This is a genomic window from Viridibacterium curvum, assembly GCF_039544165.1.
In the GTDB taxonomy this organism is placed as follows: domain Bacteria; phylum Pseudomonadota; class Gammaproteobacteria; order Burkholderiales; family Rhodocyclaceae; genus Viridibacterium; species Viridibacterium curvum.
Genome location: NZ_BAABLD010000017.1, coordinates 429,911 through 444,564 on the forward strand (window position 1 = coordinate 429,911; position 14,654 = coordinate 444,564).

The 14,654-nt window shown below is 63.2% G+C and carries 10 protein-coding genes; 7 read left to right on the forward strand and 3 right to left on the reverse strand.

The features are described 5' to 3' along the window. Positions 1–173: 173 nt before the first annotated feature. Complete coding sequence (locus tag ABEA02_RS18410; protein ID WP_345534561.1) at positions 174–1,142, forward strand: hypothetical protein; 969 nt, start codon at positions 174–176, stop codon at positions 1,140–1,142. A 227-nt stretch (positions 1,143–1,369) separates the two neighbouring features. Further along, positions 1,370–2,308 (forward strand): hypothetical protein, encoded by a 939-nt coding sequence (locus ABEA02_RS18415; protein WP_345534562.1) that lies wholly within the window; start codon positions 1,370–1,372, stop codon positions 2,306–2,308. 85 nt (positions 2,309–2,393) lie between these two features. Here the strand turns inward: ABEA02_RS18415 and ABEA02_RS18420 are convergent, their stop codons facing one another. After that, entirely contained in the window at positions 2,394–4,364 is a 1,971-nt protein-coding gene (locus ABEA02_RS18420; RefSeq protein ID WP_345534563.1) for a site-specific recombinase, read from the reverse strand. Between the two features lie 327 nt (positions 4,365–4,691). Between ABEA02_RS18420 and ABEA02_RS18425 the strand changes: the two genes are divergently transcribed. Next, positions 4,692–6,365, forward strand: coding sequence for a DUF1800 domain-containing protein (locus ABEA02_RS18425; protein ID WP_345534564.1), 1,674 nt, complete (start codon positions 4,692–4,694; stop codon positions 6,363–6,365). 5 nt (positions 6,366–6,370) lie between these two features. Further along, positions 6,371–7,714: a DUF1501 domain-containing protein gene (locus ABEA02_RS18430; protein WP_345534565.1), complete on the forward strand. Its 1,344-nt coding sequence runs from the start codon at positions 6,371–6,373 to the stop codon at positions 7,712–7,714. 3 nt (positions 7,715–7,717) lie between these two features. On the opposite strand, the gene ABEA02_RS18435 is transcribed toward ABEA02_RS18430, so the two are convergent. Both ABEA02_RS18435 and ABEA02_RS18440 read right to left on the reverse strand, forming a co-directional pair. Next, entirely contained in the window at positions 7,718–8,782 is a 1,065-nt protein-coding gene (locus ABEA02_RS18435; protein WP_345534566.1) for a HupE/UreJ family protein, read from the reverse strand. An 80-nt stretch (positions 8,783–8,862) separates the two neighbouring features. Then, entirely contained in the window at positions 8,863–11,040 is a 2,178-nt protein-coding gene (locus ABEA02_RS18440) for a rhamnogalacturonan lyase (protein WP_345534567.1), read from the reverse strand. 277 nt (positions 11,041–11,317) lie between these two features. On the opposite strand from ABEA02_RS18440, the gene ABEA02_RS18445 reads away from it, so the two are divergent. From ABEA02_RS18445 to ABEA02_RS18455, 3 genes are read left to right on the forward strand one after another with little or no spacing between them, the layout of a single operon-like run. Further along, positions 11,318–12,112: a TIGR00266 family protein gene (locus ABEA02_RS18445; RefSeq protein WP_345534568.1), complete on the forward strand. Its 795-nt coding sequence runs from the start codon at positions 11,318–11,320 to the stop codon at positions 12,110–12,112. Positions 12,113–12,120: 8 nt separating this feature from the next. Continuing rightward, on the forward strand, positions 12,121–13,203 hold the full coding sequence (locus ABEA02_RS18450; RefSeq protein WP_345534569.1) for a M48 family metallopeptidase: 1,083 nt from the start codon (positions 12,121–12,123) through the stop codon (positions 13,201–13,203). After that, positions 13,203–14,582 carry a DUF4832 domain-containing protein gene (locus ABEA02_RS18455; protein WP_345534570.1) on the forward strand — a complete coding sequence of 460 codons (1,380 nt, stop codon included), beginning with the start codon at positions 13,203–13,205 and terminating at the stop codon, positions 14,580–14,582. The genes ABEA02_RS18450 and ABEA02_RS18455 overlap by 1 nt, the downstream gene beginning before the upstream one ends. Positions 14,583–14,654: the final 72 nt, after the last annotated feature.

Below are 14,654 nucleotides of genomic sequence, written 5' to 3' on the forward strand. Positions count from 1 at the left end.
CGCTCGCCCGTGTCTGACTTTTGATGCGACTGACGTAAATCCGGATCGGGTAAAGCGTGCCAGGAGGGCTGGGCGCAGGCATCTGCAAAGCAGCAATTGCGCTATGCTCAAGCGGCATGCGGCGGGCTACGGCCGCACGATTTGATCAACCATTCGACCACGCTGGAAACTGCATGAAGACAAGCCTTACCGCTGCGCTCGCCCTGTTCGTCATCGCTACCGCGAAGCCAGGCACAGCCGCCCACCCCTCGCCTGTGGGCATCGCGGCTGCGCCAGCGTTTGCATCAAACATAGAGACGCAGCCGGACATCAATGGTTGCAACTGGCATGCAAAGTTCGTCCGCACACTGGTCGCCGAGACCAACGGGTTGGTCTTGGAGATGTCTGATGACGAAATGGCCAAGGCGCCACGCAAGGTGAAGGTGACCGTCACACGATTGTTTGCCCCCAGGCTGGGTGGGCAGAAGCGTCGTCTCGCATACAAACTGGAGTTCATGCAGGACGGCAAGCTGGTTGCACTCAGACAGATCGAAGATCGCACGCTGCGCGACAACGAACCGGTGTGCGGCTTGATGGGCGCCTTGGCAACCAATCTCGCCAAAGACACGGCGGAATGGCTGACTCTCAATCGCTTGCCAGACTGTGGCCCGCAATGTACCGGATTGCACCCCCGCGAACCCATTGCCATAGGTGCGCAACCGCTCTTCCCGTCAGGCGACTTCGTCAAGAGCCTCGGAAAATGTGACTGGTTGACGAGCGTGATGCCGGATCTGAGCGAGACGCTGAACGACGAGTCGGAAGACAGGATGAAGGACAAGGAGCCGACTGGCGCAGGCCTTCTGCCGATCACAACAAAGATCGCGCAGGAGGATATTGTCGACTACAAGGGGCGTCGACTTGTCTTGCGCTTTGACAAGCTCAATCTGAAACCCGCCAATCCGCAGGACAACGCCTCGACAGACTTGACCGCCGAGTTGCACGACGGGCCGATGCTGGTAGCAGCGCGGCGCTTCAGCAACGACACGTCATTTCATGGCTCCACACTCTGCAAAACGATGGCCAGACTGGGTGACAGGGCCATGGGCGACGTCGTCAAATGGCTGATGAAAGACCCTGGCCTGCCGGCCAACTGGCAGCAGTGACTTTCGTCAGTCGGCCTCAGCAAGTTGGGGGCGCGAAAAAGATCATGCCCGTAGCGAAACCTGTCGCACCGAAGGTGCGGCTATGGCCGCTCTTCGGTGCTCCCGCAGTAGAGGCCAGGCAGCCTTGCGCTAAGCGCACATGGTGCGGTGAATGCCCATGCTGGATGCTGGATGCTGGATGCTGGATGCTGGATGCAAGAAAACGAAGTCAGAATCGGAGATAAAAGATGAGAAAGACCCTGGCGGCGTGTATTTCCGCCATTGCATTGGTTTTGGCCAGTGGCGCCACTACCGCCGCAGAAACCATCGCGTTTACAGCCAGGCCGGTCTTCGCACCAGGGGTCTCCCCTCCGCCGGACCTGGAAGGCTGCAACTGGCATGAGAAATTCGTCCAGTCTTTTCTCGGCAGCGCCAATGGCCGCGCCCAACTCGTACCCGAAGATGAGTTTGCCAAGGCGAGTCGCAAACTCAACATCACGGTCATTCGCTTGTACGTGCCGAAAAAGGACGGCGAAAATCGTCGTCTCGGCTATCGCTTCGAGTTCATGCAGGACAACAAGCCCGTTTCAGTCTTCGAGATCGAAGACAAGACCCTGCGGAACTATGACTCTTTCTGCGGAATGATCTCAGGCTTGGCCGTCAATCTCGGTCTCGATCTCAGTGAATGGCTCGCGACCAATCGCCTGCCTGAATGCGGGCCTGACTGTAGCGGACTGCATCCACAAGAGCCCGTTGCCCTGGGCGCTCACCCGCTGTTCCCGACGTCGCCGGAACCCCCGCAGGACGTTCGTGGCTGCGCGTGGCTTCGCGAGGCATCACAGAATTTACGCGTAGAGATGGCGGATAAGGATGATGACGAATCAGGGCTTCGCTCCTTCGTGATTGTGCCGGACGTTCTCGCCCACAAGGGTCGCCGACTCGTGTTGCGCTTCGTCAAGCTGGAGTTGAGACCTCCGCTGGACTCGCAAAGACTACCCAGCGCTGAACTGACCGCTGAACTTTACGATGGCCCCATGCTGATCGCGGCAAATCGATTCAACGCATCCGTCATGTCGGCGTTCACCCAATGTGGCACTCTGACCAGGCTGGGCGATGCCATGTACCCGGGCCTCCGGCGCTGGCTGGACAGGGACATGCGCTTCGCCGTCCCGATGGACTGGAAGTAGGCATCTAGATACCCCGCCAGAGCCCGCGCCTCCTGCTTTCAAGCGGGCAAGTGCATAGGTCCAGCTGCGCTCAAAAGAGCGCAGCTCACTCGGCCGGCGGCCAGAAAAAGTCACGCGGCCGCTGCCAGAACCGCCGCAGCACCATACCCGGCAGTGCACGCACGCCGGCAAGGTGGACGCGGCGTGACTTGAGCGCCACACGCAGTGCGAGCGAGAAGCTGACCGCGAGGTTGGTGAGGCCGATCAGCAGCACGCCTGCGCTGACCGCCAGCGCATCAACCCAATACACCTGGAAGCCCAGCGCCTGTGAACCGTAGGCCAGGTTGGCCGCGCCGAAGGTGACGTGGCGGATGTCGAGCGGCAAACCGAGCAGGAAGCCTATGGTGCCCATGCAACCGAGCATGAAGCCGAACGAGAGGTTGCCGGCGAGTGCACCGAGGTTGTGCTCGATGTAGACCGCCAGCCCATCGAGTCGCCGCTCGCCCAGCAGCCGCCGCAGCCACTTCACGCGCCGCAGGCGATCCGGCACGCGGTTGTAGATGGCCTTGTTGTCGTAGTAGCCGGAGATGAGGCCGGAGAGGAACAGGCAGACGCCGGCAATCGCCGCATGCGGAATGGCAAGACTGAGCAGGGGATGCAGGTCATGCAGCAGGTGCCCGGCCTTCTCGGTGCCGATCAGCGGCGCGCCAAACACCAGCGGCCAGGCGAACGCGATGGCGCAGGAGACGATGAGCGCCAGCAGCACATTGCCTGCAATGGCGATGATCTGTGTGCGCGACACCTGCGCAATGGTCTCGACCAGCTCGTCCAGTGCGCCCGCGCTGCCTTTCCTGGGGTCCAGCGCGGCAGCCAGCGTAGCCGCCGTCATGGCGGGTTGCTTGGTGGCAATGGTGAAGCCAAGCACGTGCACCAGCACAAAGCCCAGACCGTAGTTGAGGCTGTAGCCGAGAGCCTCCCATAGCGGTGGCAGATGCAGGCTGGTGATGAACATCTTGATGATGGCCATGAAGGCGACGATGACGCCGGCCCCCGCGGCCTTGCGAAACATGGCGAAGAACTCGCTGCGATCGCGCGCCACGTAGTGCTCGCCGGTCTTACTCGCATGCTCGGTGACCTGCATGGAGAGCAGATCGGTGACGCCACTGACGAGATCGCGCACGCTGTTGCGCCGCGCCTCGGCACGCACCAGTTCGATCAGGAACTGCATCGCGGCCGTCACCCTGGGCGTTGCTTCAGCGGGTTTGAGCAGCCCGAGCATGGTGTGCATGCGCTCGATGATCTGCTCGGCACGCGTCAGGTGCCAGGTCAGCTTGACGGCAGCGCCCGCGTCGCGCGACTGTCGGCGAATGCGCGCCAGCACATCGCGGCATTGGTCGAGCAGCACGTCGGCATGCGCACTGTCGATGGCGACGGCTTGCGCGTCACCATTGCGCTGCTGAAGGTCGGCAATCACCTGCTCCATCTCGCGCTGCTGTGCGAGGAAGGGCGAGCCGTACTCCACCAGCGCGGGGTAGTAACGCACCATGTCGGGTTCCAGGCCCAATGCGGCAAGCCGGCAGGCCAGGATGCGCAGCGCCTCGCCGAGCTCCAGGCGTATGTGGTGCAGGGTGCTGTCGGCACATGCCAGCACGTCCAGCAGCGCCTGCCACAGCTCGGGCGTGATGTGCGCCAGCCACGTGGCGTCGTCATCTTCGTCAAACACTTCGTCGAGCAGATCACGCAGAAAGCGCGGGTCAAGCACCGGCGGCAGCACGCGATTGCCGAGTCGATGGCGCAGCTCGCTGAAGAACCCCGTGTTGGCGAGGATGCCGCTCTCTGCGTAAAGAAAGCTGTGATCGCGCGCTGTCAGCAAGGCCCCGAGGTAGCGCTGCAGGCCGGCGGCAAGGTCCGGCTGACCACGCAGCACGGCAATGAGCAGCTGCATGCGCTGGCGGGCGTCGTCGGCCGAATCGGCGCGCGCCGGGCGCAGGTGACGGACAAGTTCGACAAGAAGGGTGCCGTCGTTGCTGCCGGACTGCGCAGCGATCTGTTCAAGCAAGGGGTGCAGGGCAATCATTGTGGTGCTTTCGTGTTGCGGCAGCTGGCAGTGTAAGTCAGGCCGCGCGGTCACGCCGCTGGCAACTGTCGCCGCAGCCCGACAGCCTGATCAGGGCGCTTCACCACCAATCGCCTGTCATCCCCCGCACATCCTGCTGCGGATGCGCTGAAACCTTGCCTGCCTACACTGCGACTCATCAATAAGAACAGCGTCGTGTCCGGCTCCGCGGGAGCAGAGCGGGACGCCAACCGAGAGAGTTAGTTCATGAACCTTCTTCAATGGACTGCGTGCCGCGCAGCCGGTTCCCCGCGTTCGCATCGCGCATGGCTTGGCAGCCTGTGCCTCTTGAGCGCACTGACACTGCTCGCTGCCTGTGGTGGTGCAGGTGGCGGTGGCAGTGCCAGCAGCAGCCCGCCCGCCACAGTGACGGCAGAAAACCTGCCGGGCTCGGGCCAGACTGCGCCACCTGCTGCGGCGTCCGACGCGCAGCCCTCCAGCGCCGATGCGGCGCGCTTCCTGACGCAGGCCACCTTCGGTATCAAGTCGGTCAGCGAGATCAATGATCTGCGCGCCAAGGGCTATCCGCTGTGGCTGTGGGAGCAGTTCAACACCGGCACCATGCTGCACACGAGTTACCTCGACCAGCAGCGCCTGCGCGAGAGCGGCGCCAAAGCCACCGAAGAGATGAGCTACGAGGCCGTGTGGCAGCAATGGCTGTTCGGCAAGGATCAGCTGCGCGCCCGCATGGCCTTCGCGCTGGGCGAGATCGTCGTCATCTCCAACATCGCACCCGACATTCGCCCTTACGCCATGTCCAGCTACTGGGACATGCTCAACCGCAATGCCTTCGGCAACTATCGCCAGGTGTTGAAGGACGTGACCCTGCACCCGGCCATGGGTTATTACCTCAACATGATCAACAGCGAGAAGGAAGACACCAAGACCGGCGCCCACCCGAATGAGAACTACGCACGCGAAGTGCTGCAGCTGTTCTCGATCGGCTTGGTGAAACTGAACATAGACGGTACGCCGCAGCTCGATGGCAGCGGCAAGAGCATCCCGACCTACGACGAAGCGACGGTGAAGGAATTCGCGCGCGCCTTCACAGGCTGGAGTTACCCGAATGCAACGAAGTTCGACGATGCCGAGGAGGAAGTGCCGGCTGCATGGGTGAGCCCGATGAAGCCCTTCCCGGCACAGCACGACAACGGCGCCAAGACGCTGCTGAACGGCACGGCGATCCCTGCCGGACAGACGCCGCAGAAGGATCTGGAAGATGCCATCGACAACATCTTCAATCACCCCAATGTCGGCCCCTTCATCTCGCGTCAGCTGATCCAGCGCCTTGTCACCAGCAACCCGAGCAAGGACTACATCGCACGCGTCGCCACGGTGTTCAACAACGACGGCACGGGCGTGCGCGGCAACCTGCGCGCTGTGGTGCAGGCGATTCTGCTCGATGCGGAGGCGCGCAACGCGGCGGCGCCGGTCAACTTCGGCAAGCAGCGCGAGCCGGTGATCAGGTTTGCCAACATGCTGCGTGCGCTGAACGCGAAGAGCGCCAACGGCATCAACATGATCCACTACCTCGACAGCGCCGATAACGGCCTGGGCCAGAGCCCGCTGCTGGCACCCTCGGTGTTCAACTACTTCTCGCCGAACTACCGCGCGCCCGGCGCGATTGCCAAGGCCGGCCTCTACTCGCCCGAGTTCCAGATCACCACCGAAACCACGGCCGTGGGCTCGCTCAACTTCTTCGCGGATCTCTTCAACAACGGTGGCTACGGTTGGGGCGATTCGCGCCTCAAGCTCGACACGACAGAACTCGAAGCACTTGCCTCGACCCCTTCCGCACTGACCGACCGCATCAACGCGCTGTTCTGCAACTACCAGATGAGCAGCACGATGCGCAGCCGCATGATCACCATGCTCACGGCGATGCCCGCCAATCGCTCGCAACGCGTCAAGGCGGCACTGATTCTGACCAGCCTCTCACCTGACTTCGTGGTGCAACGGTGAACAACATGACGACGAACATCCAACGCCGCCGCTTCCTCAAGTACGCCGGAGCGACTGGCGCGGGCGCTGCCCTGCTCAGCCAGCTCGATGCCCTCGCACAGCTCTCCACCAGCGAAGACTACCGGGCTCTTGTCTGCATCTTCATGTTCGGCGGCAACGACGGCAACAACCTGCTCGTTCCCTATGAGACCAGCGATTACAACCGCTATGCCGGCATTCGCAGCAACCTCGCCCTGCCGCGCGACGCGCTGCAGCTGATCGCACCGAGCAATACCGGCGGCATCCGCTACGGTCTGCACCCTGCGATGAGCGGCATCAAACAACTCTTCGACACGGGCAAGGCCGCTGTCGTCGCCAACGTCGGCCCGCTGATGGTGCCCACCAGCAAGGCGCAGTGGAACGCGCGTTCGGTGCCGCTGCCCGACAACCTGTTTTCACACTCTGACCAGCAGGCGCAGTGGCAGGCCTCGCTATACCAGACGCCCCGCTCGGGCTGGGGTGGCCGCCTCGTCGAGCGCATGGTCGACGGCAGTACGCTCAATCGTGGTTACAGCGTCGTCTCCGTGACAGGCAACAACCTGTGGGAGACCAGCGACAGCGTTCTCACGCCCTACAAGGTGTCTGCGTCGGGCAATTTCGGCTTCGACTTCTACGACCCCAAAGGCAGTGATCCGCTGTCGGCGGCGATTACGGCGACCATGAGCGAGAAGCACGACCACCTGCTCGAACAGGGCTGGCTGGATGTGATGGCGCGCTCCATCGACGTGCAGGCCATTCTCACCGACGCCCTCGCCGGCAGCGCACTCACTACTACGTTCCCCGACACAGGCCTCGGCGCCCAGTTGCGCATGGTGGCGCGGCTCATCTCGGCACGCACCAGGCTGGGGCTCAAGCGTCAATGCTTCTTCTGCAGCATCGGCGGCTTCGACACGCATGGCGAAGATCAGCTGCAGCGGCAGAACGAATTGCTCGGCGAAATCAGCGCTGCCGTGTCGGCATTCCAGACGGCGACGACCGAACTCAGCATCGCCAACAACGTGACCCTGTTTACCGCGTCGGACTTCGGACGTACCTTCACCTCCAACGGGCAAGGCTCGGACCACGGCTGGGGCAGCCATCACATCATCGCGGGTGGCGCGGTGCAGGGCGGCAAGCTCTACGGCACCTTCCCCACTCACCAACTCAATGGCCCGGACGATTCAGGCGGCAACGGCAACTGGATTCCCACCACTTCGGTGGAAACCTATGCCGCTACGCTCGCCAAATGGTTTGGTGCCAGCGATGCGGTGCTAGGCGAAGTGTTCCCGCGTCTCGGCTACTTCAATGCGGACGCGGGCTTCTTCAGCTGAGGCTTAAAGGACGGTCCGCTCCAGCAACCACCACAGACCCGCGAGTGCGACGAGTATCGATGCCGGCATCAGCACGCGCTGATTGAACCAGGCAAAGCGCCGCAGCCAGAACAGCAGCGGCAGGAACACGGCCGCCACGGCCAGCTGCCCGGTTTCGACGCCCAGGTTGAAGGCCAGCAACGGCGCAATCAATTCCATGCCGCCCGGGGGCAGGCCGGATTCGCGCAGCGCGCCGGCAAAACCGAAGCCGTGCATGAGGCCAAAGACGAAAGTCAGCACCCAACGACCGCGCAGCTCCTGTTCGCTCCGTCGGGCTCGCCACAGGTTTTCGAGACCGACAAACACAATGGTCGCAGCAATGACAGGCTCGACAAGCCGACCCGACAACTGAACGATGTCGAGTGCCGCGAGCGCCAGCGTAATCGAATGCGCCAGCGTGAAAGCGGTGATGATGATCAGCGCGGTGCGCAGCTGCCGACATACGATGAGCAGGGCCGCGAGGAACAGCAGGTGATCGTAGCCGGTGAGGATGTGCTCGATGCCCAGCGCGAGGAATTCACTGAAGCTGCTCTCCTTGCCGGCACCATCGCCAGCGGGCAAGAACGACACCTCGGCGTCGTCTGCACGCAGCAGCTTCTGCACGTAGAAGACACCTGCGCCAGTCGCCGTGAAAGTCGCGCCATAAGTCGGGTCCTTGAGGCGTGCAAGATGCACGGCGGAGAAATGCAGCGCCTCACGTCCGGCAGCGGGGTAGTCGACGTTGCCGACGAGGTCGTTCTCGGGGTTCAGGGTCACGTCGACTGACACAGGCATCAGTTGCTTGTCGCCACTGCGGGCCGCGTAAAGCCCGCTTACGCAGCGTTTGACCTCTGCCTCGTTGGCGCGCAGGACTTCCGCGTCCATGCGCTTTGCAGCGGGTACGCACAGCAAGGCTGCGGTTGTATCGGTGACGACAACCTGCAGACTGATGCGCTCGGCAAACAGCCGCACATTGGTCGTGATCTCGAAAGGCTCGTGCGCCATGGCAGCGCCTGCCCACGAGAGACACAGCCCGATCAGATATTTCATTCCGTGCATTGTGGTGATGCTCACTCGTCAACAAAAAACGGGCTGCCAACCGGCAGCCCGTTCATTCCAGCATGCGCCGCTTACGGCGTGTAGACCGGCACCGCAGCCGGCGTGCTCATGCCCGTGCCGAGGTAGAAGCTCGGATGCGGCGGCTGGTTGTAGGCAGCATTCTGGTCCGCCACCTGCACGCGGTACTGCGGGTTGTGCATCAGCGTGGTGAACTTGTAGGTGGTCGGCGCCGTCGTGCTGTAGATCAACAGGGACTTGTTGTCCGAACTGCGCCACACCACTTCCTCACGCCAATCACCGAACAGGTCAGCCGACAGGACAGGTGTCGCCTTGGTGCCGTTGTTGGAAGCGGCCGAGGTGGCCGACACCAGGGTCGTCGCGCTAAACGAGGAAGCATTCCACTTGGAGATCACCGTACCGTCGAGGATCTCGCGCATCAGGTCGCCATCCCACCAGACCATGAAGTTCTTCGGGCTCGGCGCCGAGGTCGAGATCTGCGTACCGTTGGCCGCGACCAGACCGCCACGCGAACCCCAGCACTCTTCACCCAGGTAGTTGGCGTCGATATCGCCGCACACACCACGGCCCACGTCGACGCCTTCACCCGACTTGCCCCACAGGATCTTGCCGGTGGCCGCATCGTGCATTTCGACACCGTTGCTGCCGTAGCAGTCCGGCGTCTCGTGCACCATGAACACCTCCATGCCGGAACGTGCCGGGTTGAATTTGCCAAAGTGCAGTGCATCGCCGTGGCACAGGCCCGTGCTGTACATCAGCGTGCCGCTGCTGCTGATCGCTGCAGCACCGAAAATGATGTCGTCCTTGCCGTCGCCATCGGCATCACCGGTACTCAGCCAGTGCGCCCCCTGATGGTAGGCCGAAGTGGTGGTGGAGGTGCTGCTGCCCGTGTCATAGGTCCAGCGCTGCGTGAGCTTGCCATCACGCCAATCCCAGGCCACGACCACGGCACGCGTGTAATAGCCACGCGAGAAGATCGCGCTGGGACGCTTGCCATCAAGGTAGGCCACGCCACCCAGGAAACGGTCAACGCGGTTGCCGTAGTTGTCACCCCAGCTCGAAACCGTGCCGCGCCCCGGCAAATAGTTGGTCGTGGCCATCGCGGCGCCGGTCTGACCGTTGAACACGGTCAGGTATTCCGGGCCAGACAGGACGTAGCCCGAGCTGTTGCGATAGTCGGCGCTGGAGTCGCCGATCACGGTGCCCTTGCCATCCTTGCTGCCATCGGCCGTCTTGAGCATCACCTCGGCCTTGCCGTCACCGTCGAGGTCATACGCGACCATGGTCGTGTAGTGCGCGCCGGCGCGGATGTTCTTGCCGAGGTCGATACGCCACATGCGTGTGCCGTCGAGCTTGTACGCGTCGATGATGGTGTTGCCCGTGTAGCCCGACAGCGAATTGTCCTTGGCATTGGTGGGCTGCCACTTGAGGATGATTTCATACTGACCGTCACCGTCCAGATCAGCCGGCGTGCCGTCATTGGCTTCGTAGGTGTATGCCACACCATCCGGCGTCGTGCCGCCTGCGGGTTGCTGGATGGGGATGGACTTGTACACCGTTGACCAGGTGGCCTTGGCCGCATCGGCCGTTTGCTCCACGCCGTTGATCACGGGCTTGACCGTATAGCTGCTGCTGGATGTGCCGCTGCTGTCACTGTAATTGGTCACCGTCAGCGCGGAGCTGTTGAGCTTCGTACCGTTCCGATAAACATTGAACGTCATGCCCGAAACATCGGTGCCCAGCGAACGCCAGCTGATGAACACGCCGCTGCCGGTGTAGATCGCGGTCACGCCACGGTCGAGCTTTTCGACCTGCTTGCCGTTCTGCGCACTGCTGGAGACGGAGCTGCTGGCGAGGGAACTGCTGGACTTCGACGAGGATGACGAAGATGCCGCGGTCGAGCTGCTTGACTTCGACGAGCTGGACGACGCCACCGCGCTGCTGGCCGTACTTGAGGAACTACCGGTTGCGGCGGAGCCCACCGAGCACCAGGCGCTGGTGGTGAAGCTGTTGGTCGGAAATGCAGAGCCGGTGCAGGCAAAGCTGCCAGTCTTGACGGCATACACGAACTCGCCGGACTTGCCGAGCGCGACATTGTTGGTGCCGCTCATGGTGCAGGTAGCGCCCGTGTTCTGCGCACACTTGGTGTACCCGCTGGGATAATCTGTCGCCGCAAAAGCGGGCAGCGCTGTGCTCAGCGCCAGCACGCCGGCGAAGGCGTTGAGTTTCATCGTCAGTCTCCTCGAATGACGTCTGCAATGGGTTTGCAGCGTCTTTATGTTTATATGTCTGGACGCGGTCGTTGCCGTCAGCAAGTACTTGACCACGAATGGATTTTATCCGTCACGTCACGAAGCCACCAAGCCCGGACTGCAAATAATTCGACGATTTGATTGAATATGGCAACGCAACATCCGTGAAACGGTCATAACCGCCTGGAGAGGGTGTCCGCGTTACCCGCTGACACCCGATTTCCTTCCCTTCTCTTTGATTCTCAGGAGCAGAACCATGGCCATGGACGTCGTCGACTACGAAATCTTCGGCAACGAAATGCAATACGTCGAGATCGAGCTCGACCCCGGTGAAGCCGCGATCGGCGAAGCCGGCGCGATGATGATGATGCAGCAGGGTATCGAGATGGACACCGTGTTCGGCGACGGCTCGGCCCAGCAGGGCGGCCTGTTCGGCAAGCTGCTCGGCGCGGGCAAGCGACTGCTCACGGGCGAGTCGCTGTTCACCACGGTGTTCCACAACGAAGGAAATGGCAAACGCCGCGTCGCCTTCGCCGCGCCCTACCCGGGCAAGATCGTCGCGGTCGACCTCGCCGAACTCGGCGGCACATTGATGTGCCAGAAGGACTCCTTCCTCTGTGCTGCGCGTGGCGTGTCGCTGGGCATTGCCTTCCAGAAGAAGCTCGGCGCCGGTCTGTTTGGCGGAGAGGGCTTCATCATGCAGAAGCTCGATGGTGACGGCATGGCCTTCGTGCATGCCGGCGGCACCCTGCTGGTGAAGGATCTCGCGCCGGGTGAAGTGCTGCGCGTCGACACCGGCTGCGTAGTGGCATTCCAGCCCAGCGTGGACTTCGACATCCAGTACGTCGGCAAGATCAAGACTGCGCTGTTCGGCGGTGAAGGTCTGTTCTTCGCCACGCTGCAAGGCCCGGGGCGTGTATGGCTGCAGTCGCTGCCGCTGTCGCGCCTGGCCAACCGTATCGTCATGGCCGCACCGGCTGCGGGCGGTGGCGGTCGCGAGGAAGGCTCGCTGCTGGGCGGGCTGGGCAACATTCTCGATGGAGACAGGTGAGCCTCCGCATGACCTCGGTCACCGCCCGCCTCTACGGCCCCGGCCTTCCCCCGGCCGGGCAGGACGTCACGCTGCGCATCGACGGCCACGCCCTGCGCATTGACGCTCCACAACGCGTGCTGCCCGAGCAGGGCGTGCGCCTGCGCCGCGTGGGCTTCGATCTCAAGGGACTGGAGCTGGCATGGGACGATGCGGCTGGCACGCATGCACTGCAGGTTCTCGACGGCAGCGCTGTCGAGAACCTGACCCGTGCCCTGCCCGCCACGCTACAAAGCGCGCACAGCGAGCTGACGCGCAGTGCGCGCAAGGAGAACAGCGGGCGCCGCCTGGGCTGGGCGGTGCTGGGGCTCTTCCTCGCAGCGCCGGTGATTCTGCTGGCGCTTTTTCTCGTCTTCGCCGATCCGATCGCGGGATGGATTGCCGAACAGATTCCCATCGAGCAGGAACGCCAGCTCGGCGAAGCCAGCTTTGCGCAAATGAAAGACGACCTGAAACTGCGTGACGACACCGAGGCGGCCCGCATGCTGCGCGAGCTGGGTGCCCGACTCACCCGGGGCTCGCGCTACACCTACGCGTTCCACCTCGCTGACAAGCCGGAGATCAACGCGTTTGCGATGCCCGGCGGCATCGTCGTGGTGCACACGGGATTGATCCGCGCCACCACACGCCCCGAAGAGCTTGCCGGCGTGCTGGCGCATGAAGTGCAGCATGTCGAACTGCGCCACAGCCTCAAGAGCATCGTCAAACAGCTGGGCCTCAGCGCGCTGTGGATGTTCGCCACAGGTGATCTCGGCAGTGGCATGGCGGGCAGCGCAGCCACCGATCTGCTGACACTCAAATTCTCGCGTGATGCCGAACGCGAGGCCGACGCGCATGGCCTCGACACGCTGATCCGCAGCGGCATAGATCCTCAGGGCATGCCCGACTTTTTCCGCATACTGGCCGAGAAGGCCGGCGACGCGCCCGCCGCGCTACTCTCTACACACCCACAGTCAGCGGAACGCGAAGCCGCACTGCGCGAAAAACTCGGGGCTCTGCCTGCACACAGCGCGCAGCCCCTGCCCTGGAAACCCTGGCCGCCGGTGCTGTAATGCGTCGCCTGCTGCTTGCCGCCGCGTTGACGCTGACAAGCCTGCTGACTGGCGCGGCCGAACCCGTCTGGCAAACACTCGACTACGCCCCCGCCCCAGCCGACAACCCGCTCAAGGGCCTCGTGCCGTATGCGGGCGCAGCCAATCCGGACGCGTTCCCGCACATCATGGAGTTCAGCTACTTCCCGCTGTCGGCCTTCGTCACCGCACCCGATACTTACGACTGGCGCACGCTCGATCGCTTTCTCGACGCGGTCGCTGCGCGCGGCCACCAGGCCATCTTCCGCGTCTATAGCGAGTACCCGGGCAAGACCAGCAGCCTGCCCGCCTTCCTGCTGCGCGATGGTCTGCCGATCTTTCGCTCGCAACGCGCCAGCACACCGCCGCGCCCGCCCGTCGACATCGAGACCCCCGATTACAACAACGCCGCCTTGCGCCAGACCCTGGTGGCCTTCATCAAGGCACTTGGTGCGCGCTACGACGGCGACCCGCGTATCGGCTTCATCACCGCCGGCCTGCTGGGGCACTGGGGCGAGTGGCACAACCATCCGCTGCAGGACCAGTTCGCCAGCAAGGTCGTGCAGGCAGAAGTGATGGATGCCTACGAGGCCGCCTTCCGCCGCACGCCGGTGCTGTTGCGCTATCCGGCCGGCGACGACGATGCGCGCTATGCCGCCAACGCAACGCGTCCCTTCGGCCTGCACGATGACTCCTTTGCGTGGAGCACCCTGCCAACGCGCAATTCCCACTTCATGGCGCTGATGCAGAAAGCTGGCGCGACGGACAAGTGGCAGGCCTACCCCATCGGCGGAGAGATCCGCCCCGAGGCCTGGGGCAAGGTTTTCGACACCGCGCCCGGCGATCCGAAGATCGAAGACTTCGCCCAGTGCGTCGCTGCCACACACGCCAGCTGGCTGATGGATTCGGGCATGTTCAGATCGGCGAACCCGCCAGAACGGCGCGCCCGTGCCATCGCCGCCGTGCAACGCATGGGCTACGAATTCCACGTCGCACGCGTGGCGCTCAACATCTCGGGCAGAAGCCTGACCGTGCTGCTCGACATCGAGAATCGCGGCGTCGCACCTTTCCATGCCGACTGGCCGATAGAGCTGGCGCTGCGTGACAACCCTGGCCGCCTGATTGCCACTGTCACAGCGCCGCCGCTCACAGGCATCCTGCCCGGCGCACCGACGCGGCGTCAGATCGAGCTGGCTTTGCCCGCAAACAGTGGCGGCCCCCTGCAGGTTCTGCTGCGCGTGCCAAACGCCTTGCCTGAAGCACCGCCAGTCCGCTTTGCCAACCAGACACAGGACGCCGACCTTGCCGGATGGCTAAGCCTTGGCGTCATCAACATCCCTGCGTCTCCTGCCAACCGCTGATTGCAGCGGCCCCGGCACCTCGCGGCAATCGGCCGGTTGCGCGGGTGAAGGTGAATACGCCCTAGGAAGTCA